The sequence below is a fragment of the Rhizorhabdus sp. P4_G6 genome, from assembly GCF_056401045.1.
In genome coordinates this window covers 98780-114932 of the sequence record NZ_JBFUKC010000012.1, presented here as the reverse complement: position 1 = coordinate 114932, position 16153 = coordinate 98780, and the positions used below count along the sequence as shown (strand labels likewise).

The window sequence follows — 16153 nt, the reverse complement described above, 5'->3', positions numbered from 1 at the left end:
GGATAGCCGCTGGACATCACGAGGCCAGCGCTCGCACGGGGTAGTCCGTAATCCTGCAACAATACCAGCGGCGCCCGCTCCGCGAAATTGCGGTAGCCGGTCGTTACTGTCGCGACGTGATCGGGCCTTTAGCGAGAACATGAGGACGGCATCGCCCAGGGCGCGCGCCTCAGTCCTGAAGGCTGGCTTCGTCCCCGAATGCAGGTGCAAAGATCGGGATGCCGTCGATGATGCCTATCCGGTCACCGATCCGCCGTGGCATCCGCGCAAGGGCATCGGCAGCGACACCGTCGGTGATCCACAGAGTGTCGGGCGAGAGCCTGCCATGGCGCAATTCGGATACTCGCTGGCGCGTAACCGCTTCCAGCGCCGCGGCGTCATAGCGCGCCAGGTAAACAAGGTCTGTCGTCATGCCGTTCGCAAGCGCCCAGTTATCAACCTCGCGATAGTCCGGAAAGCGGTTGCGCGGGACGATCAGCCTCACCGATGTGTAGCGATGGCCTGCAGAGCGCCAGAATGAAGAGGTAAGAGCAGTGGGCCAATGTCGGCCATGACGCGCGAAGGTCGTGGCGTAAGCGCGCCAGCCGGCGCTGCTATCGGCGATCTGAAGCAGCGCCGCGGCAAGAAGCAGCGCCGAACCAGCGCGCCGGCCCAAGCCTCGCGCAACTGTCCAGCAGATGACCGCCATGGCACAATAAACCAGCGGCCAGACAAAACGCCCGCTGCTGCGGAACAGATTGCCGATGCCAAGCAGCGGTGCCGGCCACGGCACATGCAAGACGTGCGTGCCGACCGCGACATTCGGCGTCACCGCGAACAGCATCAGTCCAGCAAGGCCAAGAACTAGCGGCACATGCTCGCGGGCATTCCGTGATTCAAGCCATGCCTGCCGCGCAAGGGGGATGGCCGTGGCGAGCAGCAGCAGCACGCCGAGGCCCAGAAAGGCAAAGCCTTCGATTTCGCCGGGATTGGAGGGCAAATCGGGCAGCAACCACGACCAGTTCTCGGGGTCGAACGGCGAGAGAAGATTGGCCTTGTAATAGCCGAAGCCCCATTCCCCATAGCTCCTCAGGTCGAGCCGCCCGGTCGCTGTCTGCGCAACGGCATTCGCCGGCCGTGCCAGCCAGAAGACTCCGGACAATTTCGCGGCGGCGACCATAGCGAACAACGCTATCGCGCTTTCAATCAGGACCCAGTTCGTTGGCCGGGCTCGCGCGAGCAGGAGGCGGAAAAGATCGGCCAGCCAGATCAGCGCCACAGCCGCCAGCAGATAGGGATGGGTCAGCACCGACAAGGTGAGAAGCGTTGTCCACTTCACCGCGCGGCGCGGTAAATCGGGCGACAGATAAAGCCACAATGCTGCCAGTATCTGCCATTGCCCGCACAATGTCATATGAAACATGGCCGGCGTGGCGATGCGGATCAGGAAGCATGGAGCGAACAGGAAAAGCACAGTAACCGCAAGCCTTTGTTCGACATATCCGCTGAACCGCGCGGCAATGGCGTGACCGAACGTCGCCTGAAGCAGAAAGCAGGCAAGCAGCCACAATCCGAAATATTGGAACGGCGTCGGCAGCAGCGACGATAGCAGCTTGAACGGCATCGCCAGCAGCGGGTTGGCATCCGCCATCATCACGCTGCCAGCGATATCGAGCCCATAGGCCGGGTTCGCGGCGGGTGGCCAACTCCACGGGGCTGCCCGATAAAATGCCCAGCCCAGATAGTTGGTCGCGGCATCGCTCTCGGACAGCCAGGCGATATTGGTGGGATCGAGCGGCGCCGGACCGACAACAAGCAGGAATGCGGCGAGCCCGAACAGCAGAGTTAGGCCAAGCTCGGCGCGGCGGGCCAAGATCAGAGCGACCAGCGCCGCACGGGCTCGGGAAGGTCGAGGCCGCTCCACATCCCCTTGAGATCCGCAACCAGCCCGCCGTCGTTCACGAGACCGGCCAGCGTCGCCGCCGGCAGGCCGGCATAGGCAGCGTGCGATACCGCCCCGACAACCACATCGTAGCGGCCATCCAGCGCATCGCCGGCGAGCGTCACGCCATATTCATGCTCGGCCTCGGCGGGATCGGCGAGTGGGTCGTGGATCACGACCTCGTGGCGCAGCCATTCCAACCGGCGCACCACGTCGATCACCCGCGAGTTGCGCAGGTCGGGCACATTCTCCTTGAAGGTCAGGCCCAGCATTAGCACCCGTGAGCCGTTGCCGATCCGTTCGTGGATCTGATCGGCTATCCAGGCGCCCATGCCGTCGTTGATGCCGCGGCCCGCAAGGATGACACGCGGATAATGGCCGAGCTGCTGCGCCAGATAGCTCAGATAATAAGGATCGACGCCAATGCAGTGCCCGCCGACCAGCCCCGGCACGAAGCGCAGGAAATTCCACTTGGTGCCGGCCGCGGCGAGCACATCCCAGATCGAGATGTCGATCTTGCCGAAGATCTGGGTGATCTCGTTGACGAAGGCGATGTTGATGTCGCGCTGCGCATTCTCGATCACCTTGGCCGCCTCGGCGACCTTGATCGACGCTGCGCGGAAGGTGCCGCCGGTGGTCACGGCCCCATAGATTGCGCAGAGCTTGTCGAGCACCTCCGGATTTTCGCCCGCGACCACCTTGGTGATGCGATCGACGGTATGCTCGCGGTCGCCGGGATTGATCCGCTCGGGGCTGTAGCCGAGGAAGAAGTCGACACCGCGCTTGAGCCCCGCCAGCTTCTCGATCTCCGGACCGCACAGATCCTCGGTCACGCCTGGATAGACGGTACTCTCGTAGACGATGATCGTGCCCCTGCCCGGCTTCAACACCTTCGACAGGCTGCGCGTCGCCGACATCACCGGGCCGAGATCGGGCCGGTTGGCGTGATCGACGGGCGTCGGCACGGTGACGATGAACACGTCCGCATCCGCCGCTGCCTCGATATCGGTCGACAGTTCGAGCGACGATGCCGCCAGCTGTTCGCCGGTCAACTCATTGGTGCGATCATGCCCGCTGCGCAATTCGCCGACCCGACCATCGTCGATGTCGATGCCGACGGCGGAAAAATGGCGAGCCAGCGCCACCGCCAACGGCAGGCCGACATAGCCCAGACCAATTACCGCAACGCGGCTGCCGCCCTTTACGCGCTCTTCGCTACTCACAAGCCTTCGTCCCCCGCTCGCCAAGCCCGGCTATGGCGCGCCCACTGTGGCGGTCTGCATATACCAAGGCAATGCCTCGGCTAAACCTTCGGCGATGCCATGGCTGGGCTGGTAGCCGATCATTTCCCGGGCGGCACTCGTATCGGCCAGCGAATGCCGGACATCGCCGGCCCGAAATGCCGCATGGACCGGCGCGCGATCATAGCCCACGCCGCGCTCGGCCAGCCCATCGCGCAAATATCCGAACAACTGGTTGAGGCTGGTCCGCTCTCCGACCGCGACGTTCAGGAGCGCCGCTTCGCCGACCGGTCCGAACAATGCGCTTCGCACATTGGCCTGGACCGCATTGGCGACATAGCAGAAATCGCGGCTCGTCTCCCCGTCGCCGTTGATGACGACATCGTCGCCCGCGATCATCGCGGCGGTCCAGCGGGGAATAACCGCGGCATAGGCGCCATTCGGATCCTGCCGCGGCCCGAAGACGTTGAAATAGCGCAGGCCCACCGAGCCGAATCCATAAGCCCGCCGATAGACCTGGGCGTGGAGTTCGTTGTTGAGCTTGGTCAGCGCATAGGGTGACAGCACCCGCCCGAGCCGATCCTCCACCTTGGGAAGGTTCGGCTCGTCGCCATAGACCGAACTCGACGAGGCATAGACGAAGCGCTTCACCCCGCCGAGCCGCGCGGCATCGAGCATGTTGACGAAGCCGGTGGCGTTGACGTCGTGCGTGGTCAGCGGATCCGCCAGCGAACGCGGAACCGAGCCGAGAGCCGCCTGGTGGAGGACATGATCGACGCCGTCGACAGCGCGCGCGCAAGTTGCGCGATCGCGAATGTCGCCTTCGATGAAGTCGAAATCGGTCCATGCCGCTGCGCCGACCCGGTCTTGGACATCTCGGAGGTTGCTGCGATGCCCTGTCGCGAAATTATCGAGCGCACGCACCTTCTGCCCGGCCCCGAGCAAGGTTTCTACGAGGTGAGACCCAATGAAACCAGCCGCCCCGGTCACGAGCCACTGCGCGGAACGCGACGCAAGCGCCTGCTGGAGATCCATCGTCATGACCACGGCGTAGCCGAACTTTCGGAGTACGGGAATTGGTCATCGACCCTTGAGGCGCCCGGCAAAGGCCGGTTTTCGCCCCGGCAGCCAGCGATATCGCGGCTTCGCGACAAATCGTCCTTTGATCCGTCATGCGCGGTAGCTATCTGGCGCGCATGACCGACTATCGCCAACCCGCCGAATGGACCCCGCACGAAGCCGTCTGGATCGGCTTCCCCAGCCATCCCGAACTTTGGGAGGACGATCTCGAGCCTGCGCGGGGCGAGGTTATCGAGTTTGCCCGCGCCGTCCATGCCGGCGGGCGGGGCGAGCGGGTCATCCTGGTGGCCGCGGACGCGGCGTCGGCCGATCGCGCCCGAGAACTGGTCGGGGAAGCGGCCGATGTGATCATCGAGCCTTTCGGCGATATCTGGTTGCGCGATACCGCGCCGATCATCGTTACCGGGCCGCGCGGACGCGCCGCGACCGATTTCGGCTTCAACTGGTGGGGGGGCAAATATCAGCTGGCCGGCGACGAGAGCATCGGCGCCCGGCTCGCAGCGCGATCGGGCCACGCACTTCGCCGCGGCGACTGGATCTTCGAAGGTGGCGCGATCGATATCGACGGCAGCGGCCTGGGCGTGACGACCGAGCAGTGCCTGCTCAACCCGAACCGCAACCCCGGCCTCGACAAGGCCGCGATCGAGACGCGGCTTGCAGAAGGGCTCGGCGTCGACCGGCTGCTATGGCTGGGAGACGGGCTCGCCAATGACCATACCGATGGCCATATCGACAATCTTGCGCGCTTCGTCGCCGAGGGCGTCGTCGCGATTCCCGTGCCGGCCGGCGCCGACGATCCCAATGCCGCCGTCTATGTCGATGCAAAGACCCGCGCCGAGGCGTTCGGACTGCGGGTGATCGCGATCCCCTCGCCTGGCGCGGTCGAGCGCGACGGCGAGATCATCCCGGCGTCCTACATGAACTTCTACATCGGCAATGCGACGGTCGTCGTGCCGCTCTATGGCGCCGCCAATGACGATGCCGCGGTCGAAGCCATCGCCGGGCTGTTTCCGACGCGCAGCGTCGTGGGCTTCCGCGCCGATCATATCCTGACCGGCGGCGGCAGCTTCCATTGCATCAGCCAGCAAATCCCCGCGGCATGACCACCCTCCTGATCCGCGCAGCGCTGTCGGGGCTGATCATAGCGTCGGTCGCGCTTGTCGCCCGCCGGAATCCCGCAGCGGGCGCGCTGATAGCCTCGCTGCCCCTGATCTCGGTGTTCGCGATGATATGGCTTTGGCATGACACGCATGACGCGTCCCGCTTGGCCGAGCAGGCCAAGGCGACTTTCTGGTACATAGTGCCGTCGATGCCGATGTTCCTCCTGATGCCATGGATGCTCCGCCATGGCAGTTCGTTCTGGCTTTCGCTGGCCGCTGGTTGCGTCCTGACGATGCTTCTCTATCTGCTGACCGTCGTCATCGCGGCGCGCTTCGGCGTCCGCTTGTAAGGAAATGAGATGACCGAGATCACCGTCGCCGCGCTGCAGCTCGCCTTGAGCGACGACATCGATGCGAACATCGCCGAGGTATCGAAGCTCGTCCGCGATGCCGCGAAACGCGGCGCGAAGGTCGTGCTGCCGCCCGAACTGTTCGAAGGCCATTATTTCTGCCAGGTCGAGGACGAAGGGCTGTTCGCCCGCGCCCGGCCCACCACCGGGCACAAATCCGTCATCGCGATGCAGGCGCTGGCGGCGGAGCTGAAGATCCATATCCCGACGAGCTTTTTCGAAGCCGATGGGCCGCACCATTATAACAGCCTGGCGATGATCGATCCTGATGGCCGGATCATGGGTGTCTATCGCAAGAGCCATATCCCCGATGGCCCGGGCTATGAGGAGAAATTCTATTTCCGCCCCGGCAATAGCGGCTTCAAGGTGTGGCCGGCGCAGGGCACGACGCTGGGTATCGGCATCTGCTGGGACCAATGGTATCCGGAAACCGCACGCGCGATGATGCTGATGGGCGCCGAGGTCCTGTTCTACCCGACCGCGATCGGCAACGAACCGCATGATCCCGATCTCGATACCAGCCGGCTGTGGCGCCGCGCGATGATCGGCCATGCCGTGTCCAACGTCGTGCCCATCGTCGCCGCGAACCGGATCGGCACCGAGAACGGACAGACCTTTTACGGCCACAGCTTCATCTGCGACGAGCGCGGAGACCTGCTTGCCGAATATGGCCGCGAGGAGACCGGCGCGTTGGTGGCGACGCTCGACATCGATCTCGCCAAGCGGCATCGCGCAGCCTTCGGCTTCTTCCGCGACAGGCGGCCCGAACTATATGGCCGGTTGACGCAGGATATCTGAAAGCACGCCGTTCAGGGTGCGTGGGGCGGTTCGATCTCGGCGGGCTCCACCATGTCGAGTCCGCCTTCCCATTTCGCCACGATAACGCTGGCGACCGCATTACCCACGACGTTGGTGGCCGAGCGGCCCATGTCGAGGAAGTGATCGACCGCCAGGATCAGCAGCAACCCGCCTTCGGGAATGTTGAAGAAGGCGAGCGTCGAGGCGATCACCACAAGGCTGGCGCGCGGTACGCCGGCCATGCCTTTCGACGTCACCATCAGGATCAGCAGCATGGTGATCTGGTGCCCGATCGTGAGTTCGATGCCATAAGCCTGGGCGATGAACATCGTCGCGAAGGTGCAGTAGATCATCGACCCGTCGAGATTGAACGAATAGCCGAGCGGCAGCACGAAGCTGGCAATCCGCCGCGGCACGCCGAAGCGGTCGAGCGCCTCCAGCGTGCGCGGGAACGCAGCCTCCGACGAGGCCGTGCTGAAAGCGAGCAGGATCGGTTCGCGGATATAGCGGATCAGCAGCTTCGATCGCCCGCCGACGAACAGGAAGCACAGGCCCAGCAGGATGATCCACAGCGTGATCATGGCCAGGTAGAAGCTGCCCATGAACTTACCGAAGCTGATCAGGATCATCGGGCCCTGTTCGGCGAGCGCGGTGGTGACCGCCGCGAACACCGCGAAGGGGGCGAAGCGCATCACATAGTCGGTGATCTGGAGCATCACCTGCGCCAGCGCCTCGATCCCGCGCAGCAGCGGCGCACCGCGTTCGCCGATCGCGGTGATGGCGACGCCCGTAAAGACTGAGAAGACCACGATCTGCAGGATTTCATTGTTCGCCATCGCCTCGAAGAAGCTTTTGGGCACCAGATGGGTGACGAAATCCTTGAGCGAAAAATCGGTCTGGGCGAGCCCGGCGCTGGCGTTTGCCGGCGGCAGCACCAGATCGGCGCCGAGGCCCGGTTGCAGCAGGTTGACCATGATCAGCCCGAGCGTCAGCGACAACAGGCTCGCGCCCAGGAACCAGCCGATCGAGCGCGCGCCAACGCGGCCGAGAGCGGCCGTGTCGCCCATATGCGCTATGCCCGAAACCAGCGTGGCGAATACGAGCGGCGCAATGATCATCTTGATCAGTCGCAGGAACACATCGGTAAGGATCGAAATATAACCCGTGACGTTTGTCAGGGTAGCGGGATCGGCGATCATCGCGTTGAGCGTAATGCCCACCGCGATACCGGCGATCATCGCGAACAATATGTAGAGGGTGAGGCGCTTGGCCACGGGCGTCTCCGAACAAGATATCGATCGTGGTCGGGCCAAAGCGGGGCGCGGTCAAGTGCCGGCCGCGCGGATGGGGAGAGGCGATGCTGTTCGGGCGAGGAGAGCGCAGGATCGAAAAGCTGCTGATCGTCGAGGACGAGCCGCTGGTCGCTTTCGACAACGAACATTTCCTGACGACCCATGGCTATACGGTGATCGCGACGATCGACAATGCGACGGCGGCGCAGGCGCTGATCGCCGAAGGCGGCATCGACCTCATATTATGCGACGTGAAGCTCAACGGCAGCGACGGGCGCGATGTCGCGCTGACGGCGCGGGCAGCCGGCATCCCGCTGTTGTTCGTCACCGCAACCTGCCCGATCGACGCGCGGGAGATCGCGGTCGGCTGCATCGCCAAGCCTTACACTCAGAAAGACCTCAAGCTCGCGATCGAGGCGGTGGCGGCCCATCTCGACGGCGACAAGCCCAAGCGGGTGCCGAAGGTTCTGACGCTGTACGGGTGAAGAGGTCGGCGAAGCGATTGCTGTAATGTTCCGCTTTTGTTCTTGCCATGGATCATGTTTCCGGTTAGCGGACCAACAATTCCCCACGATGTTCGGAGAAGGGAAAAGTTGAGCATGGCCGATCAAAAATCCGCACCACCACGAAATCGACAGGTGCTCGGAAAATATTCCTTCCCGCGATTTGACAGTCCACCCCGATCACATCCCGATCCAGCGGTCGATCGCATGCTGCACGCGCTTTTTGGTCAATCCCGCAGACCGGCAGCAGGGCCTTCCCTTCTGAAGACGGAACCGAGAGACCCCCGTTCCGACTGGACGGATCGTGCCAACCGCGTCACCTCGATGAAGCCTGCGCTCTCGCTTCACCGATGCTATGGGGAAGGTTTACGCCTCTCCCTTTACGGTAGCCGGCAGTCTGGTTGGAGGCGGCAATGTCTTGCTGGCGAACGCAATGGGCGACAAGCGCGCTGGCGTTTCGGTACAGGACAACTGCATTCAATTTGAAAGCGGCTATCTCGGCGAGAAGAACCGCGCATTTCGCTTGGCAATGCTGTGCTCCATGGGCCGGGAAGTCAGGCGGGCGATCTCAACAAACGCTACGACGAGAAGGATACTTCCGCGACCACGGCCGAGCATGAAAATGGCCATAGTTATCAATATTATCACCCGACCTTCGTTGCAGATTATATTCGCTATCTCGTTCGACAGCGTCTGACAGGTGAGCGAAATCCCTATGAACAGGAGGCCGATGATTTCAGCGAATGGAAACGTCGCGAAAAGGCCAGCCATAAGTGAGAAAGCTGCGCGCGCTCCTGCTACTGCCGTTCTTGCTGACTGGCTGCGATGATATGCCGGTGATCGCACCGAATGACACCAATGAAAGCGTCCTGATGGACCTACACGGGCGAGATTTCCCTACGCCGGTCCAATTAGAGAAAATCACCCCAGGCCTTTATTTTGGAAGCAGGAACTGTTGGAAGACCCATGATGCCATCTTTGTAGCAACCCGGGATCACCTTGATCCCGTCATTCTCGACCCGAAAGACTTCTGCAGTCCGGATGACTGCGATTGCGAAATTCCGATCAGCAAGATCGTAAAGCGGATGACGCCGAGCTTCGTCTTGAAGAGCCAGCAACAGGTCTGCGCGGGCACTGGCCCTTTTTTGCAGCCGGACATCCGGACCGAGCTCTGCACCGCTTACGTGGCGCGTGCATCCGGCGATAAGACGCCACCTCTTTTCTCCTGGGAACGCCACGCTATGCTCGACCCATGAACAGTGCAGCAGCGAATGACGGCGGTGCCGTTGGGGAAAAGAGCATCATCGCGGCCATTAGGCCCTATACCGAGCCGGCACCGCTCGCGGCGCTGTTCCTCGGCATCAGCTCGGGCTTCCCCTATGCGATGATCGGCGCGACGCTGACGACGCGGCTCGCGCAGGATGGGATCGACAAGAAGGTGGTGACCGCCTTCACCCTCGCCTTCCTCGTCTACAACCTCAAATTCCTCTGGGCCTGGATCGTCGATGGCGTGCGGCTTCCTGTCGTCGGCCGGCTGGGGCAGCGCGTCTCGTGGATGCTGGTGATCGGCGCGCTGGTGATCGCCGCGGTGTGGAATCTCGGGCTGGTCGACCCCAGGGCCAGCCTGTCGCAGACTGTGATCGCCGCGATCCTGGTAGGCGCAGCGGGTGCGACGTTCGACATCATCATCGACGCCTATCGGATCGAACTGCTCGAAGCGCGCCAGCTCGGCGTGGGCGCGGGCATGTCGCAATATGGCTGGCGGATCGGTTCGACCGCGGCGGGCGCGCTGGCCCTGGTGCTGGCCGGCCGCGCCGGCTGGAACATTGCCTATATGGCCTGCGCCGCCTTCGCGCTGCCGGCGATGATTGCGGCGCTGGTCATGGGCGAGCCCGAACGCCATCGCGAGCCGGCCATGCGGCGGACGCGCAGCGAGGTCCTGGCCTCGATCGTCGGGCCGCTGCTCGAATTTTTCCGGCGGCGCGGTGCCGCCCTCGTGCTGCTGTTCATCCTGCTCCACAAGATCGGTGACACGCTCGCGAACCTCACCTTCCGGCTGCTGTTCGACAGCCTCGGCTATACCAATGACGAGATCGCCATCTACGATGTGGGCTTCGGTTTCTGGGCTTATCTGATCGGCATCTTCATTGGTGGCATCTTCTATTCTCGCCTCGGCATGAAGCGGTCGGTGCTGGTCAGCCTGTGGCTGATGGCAGTCTCGAACCTCAGCTTCGCGGCGCTGGCGGCTGTAGGGCACAGCAACTGGGCGATGGCGGGCGCAATCGGCTTCGAGAATATCGCGAGCGGGATCGGCGGAGTCTGCATCGTCGCCTATTTCTCGGCGCTGTGCGACCTGCGCTTCACCGCGGCGCAATATGCGCTGATCTCCGCCGCGGCGAGTGTCGTCGGGCGGATCCTTACCGGCACCACCGCCGGCGTGATGCTGGAGTCGATAGGCTATGTGAACTTCTACCTGATCACCACGGTCGCGGCGCTGCCCGGCATTGCCCTCTTCTGGCTGATGATGCGCGCCGGGCTGATCGACGAGTCGATCGGCAGCGCAGGGGAAGAACAACCCGCCTCCGAGCCAGGCTCAGAATCGCCGCGACACGCCGAAATATAGCTCGACGTCCGCGGCATGCCGCAGCCCGGCATTGGCACCGATGTCGAGCTGCATATCCCCGCGCGGAAGCCATCCTAGCGATACACCGGCAAGCTGCTCGGTCGCATGACCGCCGGGATCACGATCTCGCGTGGCTTCATATTCGACGGTTGCCGCGATGTTCTCAGAGAGCTTCGCCGCGATGCCGGCCACCGCCCCATAAGCGAGATGGCGGCCATCGCCGTCTTCGTCGGCAGCCGCATCGACCTCGGGAGTCAGGGACAGGCTGAACCTGTCGTCCAATTCATAGGAGATCGGAACCCGCAGGCCCGCTGCCCAGTCCCCCGCACCAATCGGCTGGCGCCCGGTCGGAAGGGACGCAAAAGGCATCAACGCCGCCGAAAAGCCGGAGCCGTCCGGATTGTGCAGGTTCCGGCGCAGGGCGATGCTTGCATCGCCAATGCCGCTGCGCCGGGCACGCAGGCCGGTCAGCCGATCCCGGTCCACTTCGTGCCCGAAACTGGTCCAGCCCAGCTGGACCTCCGTCCTGTCGTCCACGCCGTAGCGGAGCAGCACATCGCCGAATATCAGCCGATCGCTTCTCTGCGCATCATCGCGCTGGAGCGTCCAGTCCGCCAAGCCGACCTCGATCGAGGCATGCCCGCGGTCGACCGTACAGGCGGGCGTACCGAGCCCAGGCCGGTCGGGACAATAGTCGCGCAGCTCGGCCGCGGCCGGGACCGACAGCCAAAGCAGGATCGACCCGGCAAAGATGCGTGCGAACATGGCAATTCCCTATCCTGTGACGAGCACCACTGACAGCGGTGGATCGCGCTGTTACGATGCGCGACATGATGGGGGATGGGCAAGCGCGCCGGGGGACGCGGGCGATCAGGAATATTGCGACGATCGCGCTCGCGATCGTCATGCTTGCGCTCGTTTCCTCGGCATTGCTGACCGGCCCGTCTCTCGACGACTATTGGACGCTCTACCTGTCCGATCCCACCATCGGCCCGACCCGTCTTATCGAGCAACGCTGGATTCAGGACATAAGGCCGCCGCTGTTCGATGGCTGGGCCACCCTGTTGTCGACCGTCGGTTTCAGCTCGGTCCCCATTGCCCGGCTCGCCTCGAATCTGCCGGTGCTGCTGTTGCTCGGCTACGCCGCCCGCCTCTTCGCGAAACGCCTGCCCGGTCAGGCGCCGTTCTACGCGCTCTTCCTGCTGTTGATGCTCTCGGCACCCGCCACGATCAGGGCCTTCGGCATCTACCGCGGCGATTTCTGGCAACTTGCCGCCTTTGCGGTGCAGATCGTGCTGACCCGGCATATCCTTTTCGTCCAGCAGGATTATACCAGCCGGCGCGATGGCCCGCTTGCAGTGCTCGGCATCGTCGCCACGATCGCCGCAATCACCCTCGATTATGGCGGCGCCCTGTTCGGCGGCGTGCTGGCGATGGCGACCATGCTTGCCGCGATCGCGCGCGGCCTGCGGCGCTGGGCGCGTATGCTGCTGCTCGCCCTCATCCTGTCGATCGCTGCCGTCGTCTATATGATTTCCTGGCAGGCGCCCGCCTGGAAGGAGAGCTTCGATCTCTACCAGAACTGGATCGAGATGGGCGAAGGATCCTCAAGCGCGATCCTGGCTGCACTGATCGCGGGGACGATCCTCCATAATCCCATCGCGATCGCCGGCGCCTGGCTGGGACGGCTGGGCTGGACCAAGGAAGACTCCGCCTTCGCCATCCTGACCGGCGCGGCGCTGGCCGCGGCCCTTGTCGCGATCAGCCAGATCGACGCCCAGCGTCGGCTCATCACCGCCAGCAACACCGCCGACATCGCCGTTCTCACAGCTGCCCTGATGGCATCGGCGGGAGCGAGGATCGCCGATCGGCGCTTGTGGATGACGGTATTGGCAGCGGTGGCGGTACTGTCGAGCCTCGTCGGCCTGGCGCTCATAGGCATCGATGGCGGCTGGCAGGCCGGAGCGAAGAAAATCGCCCGGATCGTCGACAGCTGCCCAGCGGCGAAGGTCTATGCCGCATCGGGCTGGCGCCTCGACGATGGCAGTCATTCGCGCGCCGCCCAGCGCGAGGAGCCGGTGTTCGCGCTGGGCTATAAGCGCCTCGGCAGCGCGCATGGCTTTACGCCAATCCTGCTATCCCCCGGCACGCCGTCAACGGCTGTACCGAATGCATGCCCAACGCTGCTGTGGATCGAGCAGGTGCCGCACAAGACCGTCAAGCCCGGCCTCGCGCTGCAGTCGGCCGGGCTCAACGGCCTCGAAGCCATGCGATTGAGCGTGATCCGCACCAGCACGGGACTTATCGTCCGCGCCGACCGCTGATATCTGCTGGCGCCATGACACGACAGACCTTCGCCCGCCGCGCCACACGCTGGCTGCTCCGCGCCCTTCTCATCTTCGTCATCGGTTCGATCATCTGGGTCGGACTCTATCGCTTCGTGCCGCCGCCAGTCACCGTCACGATGCTGTCGAATGCGATCGACGGACGCGGCATCGCCAAGGACTGGATGCCGCTGGATGAGATAGCGCCCGACATGGCGCGCGCCGCAATCGCCGCCGAGGACGGCAATTTTTGCAGCCATCACGGTTTCGATTTCAAGGCGATGCAGAACGCTCTCAAAAGCAATCTGCAAGGCGAGCGGCGGATCAGGGGCGGCTCCACGATCAGCCAGCAGACCGCAAAAAATGCCTTTCTGTGGCAGAATGGCGGCTATCTGCGCAAAGCCCTCGAGGCCTGGTTCACCCTGTTGATCGAGACGCTATGGCCGAAGCAGCGGATCATGGAAGTCTATCTCAACGTCGCGGAAACCGGCCTCGGCACCTATGGCGCCAATGCGGGAGCGATGCGCTATTTCCATCATGATGCATCGCGGCTCAGCCGTGCGGAAGCCGCGCGCATTGCGGCGGTGCTGCCGCTTCCAAAGAAGCGCGAGGCGGTTGCGCCGAGCGGTTTCACCCGCCGCTACGGCAATATGATCCAACGCAGACTAGGCCAGGTGCGGCGCTACGGACTCGACAGCTGCCTGAGGTGAGCTTCCGCCCCTGATCCGAGCCCGCCTCGTAGACGCCGCCGGCCTCAGCTGAACGGCAGCTTGAATCCGGCCGGCAGCGGCAGGCCTTGGGTCATCTTCTGCATCTCTGCATTGGATGCCGCGTCGGCTTTGCCGCGGCAGTCGTTGAGGGCGGCGGCGATCAGGTCTTCGAGCATCTGCTTTTCGGACGCGACCATCAGCGAATCATCAATCGATACGCCGAGGATCCGGCCCTTGGCAGTCGCGCGGATCTTGACCAGCCCGCCGCCGGCCGCGCCCTCCACTTCGAGCTTGTCGAGGCCGGCCTGGGCCTCCTCCATCTGCGCCTGGATCGTCTGGGCCGCGTTCTGAGCGGCGGCGATCATTTCCTCGAGACTTTTCATGATGCGAGACTCCGTGGTTGGCGCGCGCTGTAGCCGATCAGTTCGGCATCGGGGAAGGCCTCGCGAGCAGCCCTCACGAGCGCGGAATCAAGAATGGCTGCCCTCGCGGCATCCTCCTCTGCAAGTTCCCGGTCGCGCATCGAAGGCGCACCGCCCGCACGAACCGTGCCGACCGTCCAGCGCTCGCCAGTCAGATCCTTCAGCGCGGCGACCAGATTGGTGAAGAACTCCGGCTTCAGCTTTTCGGTTTCAGCGATCAGCAATTCCGTGCCGGCAAGCTTGGCCACCCGGGCATGATCGTGGAACTGAAGCGCGAGCAGCGCAGCCTTGGGTTCGAGCAGCGCGTGCAATTCCTCGGGCGTAGCCGGCAACATGATCGGCGGCAGCGCCGCCTGAACGGGTGCGGCCTGTGGCGCGGGCACGACCGGTGGCGCAGGGGCGGTGCCCATGGTCAGCTCGCCGGCGGCGAGCTTTCGCGCGAGTTCACCCGGATCGGGAAGCTGGCTGGCGTGGACGACGCGTAGCAGCGCCATTTCCGCCGCCTCGATCGGCATGGTTGCCGTCTGCACCTCGCCATGGCCCTTGAGCAGCAACTGCCAGAGCCGGTGCAAGGTCGCAAAGCCGAGCTTGCCGGCCCATTCCGCATAGGCTTCGCGCTCCTCGACCGAAAGGGCCGGATCATCGGTGCCGGCGACCTTGGCGCGAGTGACGCCGTGGCAGGTCTCGAGCAGGCCGTGCAGCATTGCCGCCGGCTCGACCCCCAGTTCGTGCTGGCTGCGAATCCCTGCGAGCACCGCCGCTGCATCGCCCTTGAGCATCTCGCCGAACAGCCGCCGGATCGCGCCCCTGTCGGACAGGCCAAGCATGTCGCGCACCTGCGCCGCCTCCACCTTGCCGGAGCCATGCGCAATCGCCTGGTCGAGGATCGACAGGCCGTCGCGCGCCGAGCCTTCGGCGGCGCGGGCGATGAGCGCGAGCGCCTCGGCTTCGGCCTCGACGCCTTCCGCCTCGACAACCGTCGCGAAGTGCGCAGCGAGCTTGTCCGCGGAGATTCGCCGAAGGTCGAAGCGCTGGCAGCGCGACAATACCGTGATCGGCACCTTGTTCACCTCGGTCGTGGCGAACAGGAACTTCACATGGGCGGGCGGTTCCTCGAGCGTCTTGAGCAACCCGTTGAAGGCCGGCTTCGACAGCATATGGACTTCGTCGATGATGTAGATCTTGTAGCGCGCCGAAACCGAGGCATAGCGCACCGCCTCGATGATCTCGCGCACGTCGTCGATGCCGGTGTGGCTGGCCGCATCCATCTCAACGACGTCGATATGCCGTCCCTCGGCGATCGCGATGCATGGCTCGCAGACGCCGCAGGGGTCGATGGTCGGCCCACCCTGCCCATCCGCGCCAATGCAGTTTAGCGCCTTGGCGATGAGCCGGGCCGTCGAGGTCTTGCCGACACCGCGCACGCCGGTGAGCAGGAACGCATGCGCCAGCCGCTCGCGGCGGATCGCGTTCCCGAGCGTCGTCACCATGGCATCCTGGCCGATCAGCTCACCGAAATTCTGCGGCCGATATTTGCGCGCGAGAACGCGATAGGGTTGCGGAGATTCGGACATGGCGAGAGCTTACCCAGTCACCCTGAGGTTGTCGTTTCAATTTTACATTGGTTCTGGGTGGGAGCCGGAACGACCCGATACGAAATCGTTGCGGCTGCTTCCTTCCGGACCTGACCGGGTTGGCGACGGCATCGTCCGCCCGACTCCCGCGGCGC

At 64.0% G+C, this 16153-nt stretch carries 16 protein-coding genes and 1 other RNA gene; 9 read left to right on the top strand and 8 right to left on the bottom strand.

Annotation, left to right across the window (positions count from 1 at the left end):
- Positions 1-169 precede the first annotated feature (169 nt).
- The 3 genes from AC1DPF_RS13615 to AC1DPF_RS13605 are packed head-to-tail and all read right to left on the bottom strand — an operon-like array spanning position 170 to position 4203.
- Complete coding sequence (locus tag AC1DPF_RS13615; RefSeq protein ID WP_477961880.1) at positions 170-1852, bottom strand: DUF6311 domain-containing protein; 1683 nt, start codon at positions 1850-1852, stop codon at positions 170-172.
- 2 nt (positions 1853-1854) lie between these two features.
- A complete protein-coding gene (locus tag AC1DPF_RS13610; protein WP_477870735.1) occupies positions 1855-3144 on the bottom strand; it encodes a nucleotide sugar dehydrogenase in 1290 nt (429 codons plus the stop codon).
- A gap of 30 nt (positions 3145-3174) precedes the next feature.
- Entirely contained in the window at positions 3175-4203 is a 1029-nt protein-coding gene (locus AC1DPF_RS13605) for an SDR family oxidoreductase (RefSeq protein WP_477870733.1), read from the bottom strand.
- 155 nt (positions 4204-4358) lie between these two features.
- Here AC1DPF_RS13605 and AC1DPF_RS13600 point away from each other — a divergent pair, with 155 nt between their 5' ends.
- The 3 genes from AC1DPF_RS13600 to aguB are packed head-to-tail and all read left to right on the top strand — an operon-like array spanning position 4359 to position 6550.
- Positions 4359-5345, top strand: coding sequence for an agmatine deiminase family protein (locus AC1DPF_RS13600; RefSeq protein ID WP_477870872.1), 987 nt, complete (start codon positions 4359-4361; stop codon positions 5343-5345).
- Positions 5342-5692 carry a DUF3147 family protein gene (locus tag AC1DPF_RS13595; protein ID WP_477870731.1) on the top strand — a complete coding sequence of 117 codons (351 nt, stop codon included), beginning with the start codon at positions 5342-5344 and terminating at the stop codon, positions 5690-5692. Before AC1DPF_RS13600 ends, AC1DPF_RS13595 begins: the two co-directional genes overlap by 4 nt.
- A 9-nt stretch (positions 5693-5701) precedes the next feature.
- The gene (aguB, locus tag AC1DPF_RS13590; protein ID WP_477870729.1) at positions 5702-6550 is read left to right on the top strand and encodes an N-carbamoylputrescine amidase; all 849 of its coding nucleotides are present in this window, start codon (positions 5702-5704) and stop codon (positions 6548-6550) included.
- 11 nt (positions 6551-6561) lie between these two features.
- Here aguB and AC1DPF_RS13585 read toward each other — a convergent pair whose 3' ends face one another.
- A complete protein-coding gene (locus AC1DPF_RS13585) occupies positions 6562-7824 on the bottom strand; it encodes a dicarboxylate/amino acid:cation symporter (RefSeq protein WP_477870727.1) in 1263 nt (420 codons plus the stop codon).
- Between the two features lie 26 nt (positions 7825-7850).
- Here AC1DPF_RS13585 and AC1DPF_RS13580 point away from each other — a divergent pair, with 26 nt between their 5' ends.
- From AC1DPF_RS13580 to AC1DPF_RS13565, 4 genes are all read left to right on the top strand, one after another.
- Entirely contained in the window at positions 7851-8327 is a 477-nt protein-coding gene (locus tag AC1DPF_RS13580) for a response regulator (RefSeq protein WP_477961879.1), read from the top strand.
- A gap of 552 nt (positions 8328-8879) precedes the next feature.
- Positions 8880-9122, top strand: a complete 243-nt coding sequence (locus tag AC1DPF_RS13575; RefSeq protein ID WP_477961877.1) for a hypothetical protein — start codon at positions 8880-8882, stop codon at positions 9120-9122.
- Positions 9119-9601, top strand: a complete 483-nt coding sequence (locus AC1DPF_RS13570; protein ID WP_477961875.1) for a hypothetical protein — start codon at positions 9119-9121, stop codon at positions 9599-9601. The genes AC1DPF_RS13575 and AC1DPF_RS13570 overlap by 4 nt, the downstream gene beginning before the upstream one ends.
- Entirely contained in the window at positions 9598-10968 is a 1371-nt protein-coding gene (locus AC1DPF_RS13565) for an AmpG family muropeptide MFS transporter (protein WP_477961873.1), read from the top strand. Before AC1DPF_RS13570 ends, AC1DPF_RS13565 begins: the two co-directional genes overlap by 4 nt.
- On the opposite strand, the gene AC1DPF_RS13560 is transcribed toward AC1DPF_RS13565, so the two are convergent.
- Positions 10939-11733, bottom strand: coding sequence for a transporter (locus AC1DPF_RS13560; protein ID WP_477961871.1), 795 nt, complete (start codon positions 11731-11733; stop codon positions 10939-10941). The two genes, AC1DPF_RS13565 and AC1DPF_RS13560, sit on opposite strands and share 30 nt — an antisense overlap.
- A 38-nt stretch (positions 11734-11771) precedes the next feature.
- Between AC1DPF_RS13560 and AC1DPF_RS13555 the strand changes: the two genes are divergently transcribed.
- Positions 11772-13292, top strand: coding sequence for a hypothetical protein (locus AC1DPF_RS13555; protein ID WP_477961869.1), 1521 nt, complete (start codon positions 11772-11774; stop codon positions 13290-13292).
- Positions 13293-13306: 14 nt separating this feature from the next.
- Positions 13307-14002: a monofunctional biosynthetic peptidoglycan transglycosylase gene (mtgA, locus tag AC1DPF_RS13550; protein WP_477961867.1), complete on the top strand. Its 696-nt coding sequence runs from the start codon at positions 13307-13309 to the stop codon at positions 14000-14002.
- A gap of 44 nt (positions 14003-14046) precedes the next feature.
- On the opposite strand, the gene AC1DPF_RS13545 is transcribed toward mtgA, so the two are convergent.
- The 3 genes from AC1DPF_RS13545 to ffs all read right to left on the bottom strand — a co-directional run bounded on the left by AC1DPF_RS13545 (position 14047) and on the right by ffs (position 16149).
- Positions 14047-14385, bottom strand: a complete 339-nt coding sequence (locus AC1DPF_RS13545) for a YbaB/EbfC family nucleoid-associated protein (protein WP_477870711.1) — start codon at positions 14383-14385, stop codon at positions 14047-14049.
- Positions 14382-15998 (bottom strand): DNA polymerase III subunit gamma/tau, encoded by a 1617-nt coding sequence (locus tag AC1DPF_RS13540; RefSeq protein ID WP_477961865.1) that lies wholly within the window; start codon positions 15996-15998, stop codon positions 14382-14384. Before AC1DPF_RS13540 ends, AC1DPF_RS13545 begins: the two co-directional genes overlap by 4 nt.
- A 53-nt stretch (positions 15999-16051) precedes the next feature.
- Positions 16052-16149: signal recognition particle sRNA small type (gene ffs, locus AC1DPF_RS13535), an RNA gene on the bottom strand.
- Positions 16150-16153: the final 4 nt, after the last annotated feature.

Coding starts and splice junctions, on each gene's coding strand:
- AC1DPF_RS13545 (WP_477870711.1), bottom strand. CDS start 14,385: ATGAAAAGTCTCGAGGAAATGATCGCCGCCGCTCAGAACGCGGCCCAG.
- AC1DPF_RS13565 (WP_477961873.1), top strand. CDS start 9,598: ATGAACAGTGCAGCAGCGAATGACGGCGGTGCCGTTGGGGAAAAGAGC.
- AC1DPF_RS13605 (WP_477870733.1), bottom strand. CDS start 4,203: ATGACGATGGATCTCCAGCAGGCGCTTGCGTCGCGTTCCGCGCAGTGG.
- AC1DPF_RS13600 (WP_477870872.1), top strand. CDS start 4,359: ATGACCGACTATCGCCAACCCGCCGAATGGACCCCGCACGAAGCCGTC.
- mtgA (WP_477961867.1), top strand. CDS start 13,307: ATGACACGACAGACCTTCGCCCGCCGCGCCACACGCTGGCTGCTCCGC.
- AC1DPF_RS13540 (WP_477961865.1), bottom strand. CDS start 15,998: ATGTCCGAATCTCCGCAACCCTATCGCGTTCTCGCGCGCAAATATCGG.
- aguB (WP_477870729.1), top strand. CDS start 5,702: ATGACCGAGATCACCGTCGCCGCGCTGCAGCTCGCCTTGAGCGACGAC.
- AC1DPF_RS13595 (WP_477870731.1), top strand. CDS start 5,342: ATGACCACCCTCCTGATCCGCGCAGCGCTGTCGGGGCTGATCATAGCG.
- AC1DPF_RS13560 (WP_477961871.1), bottom strand. CDS start 11,733: ATGTTCGCACGCATCTTTGCCGGGTCGATCCTGCTTTGGCTGTCGGTC.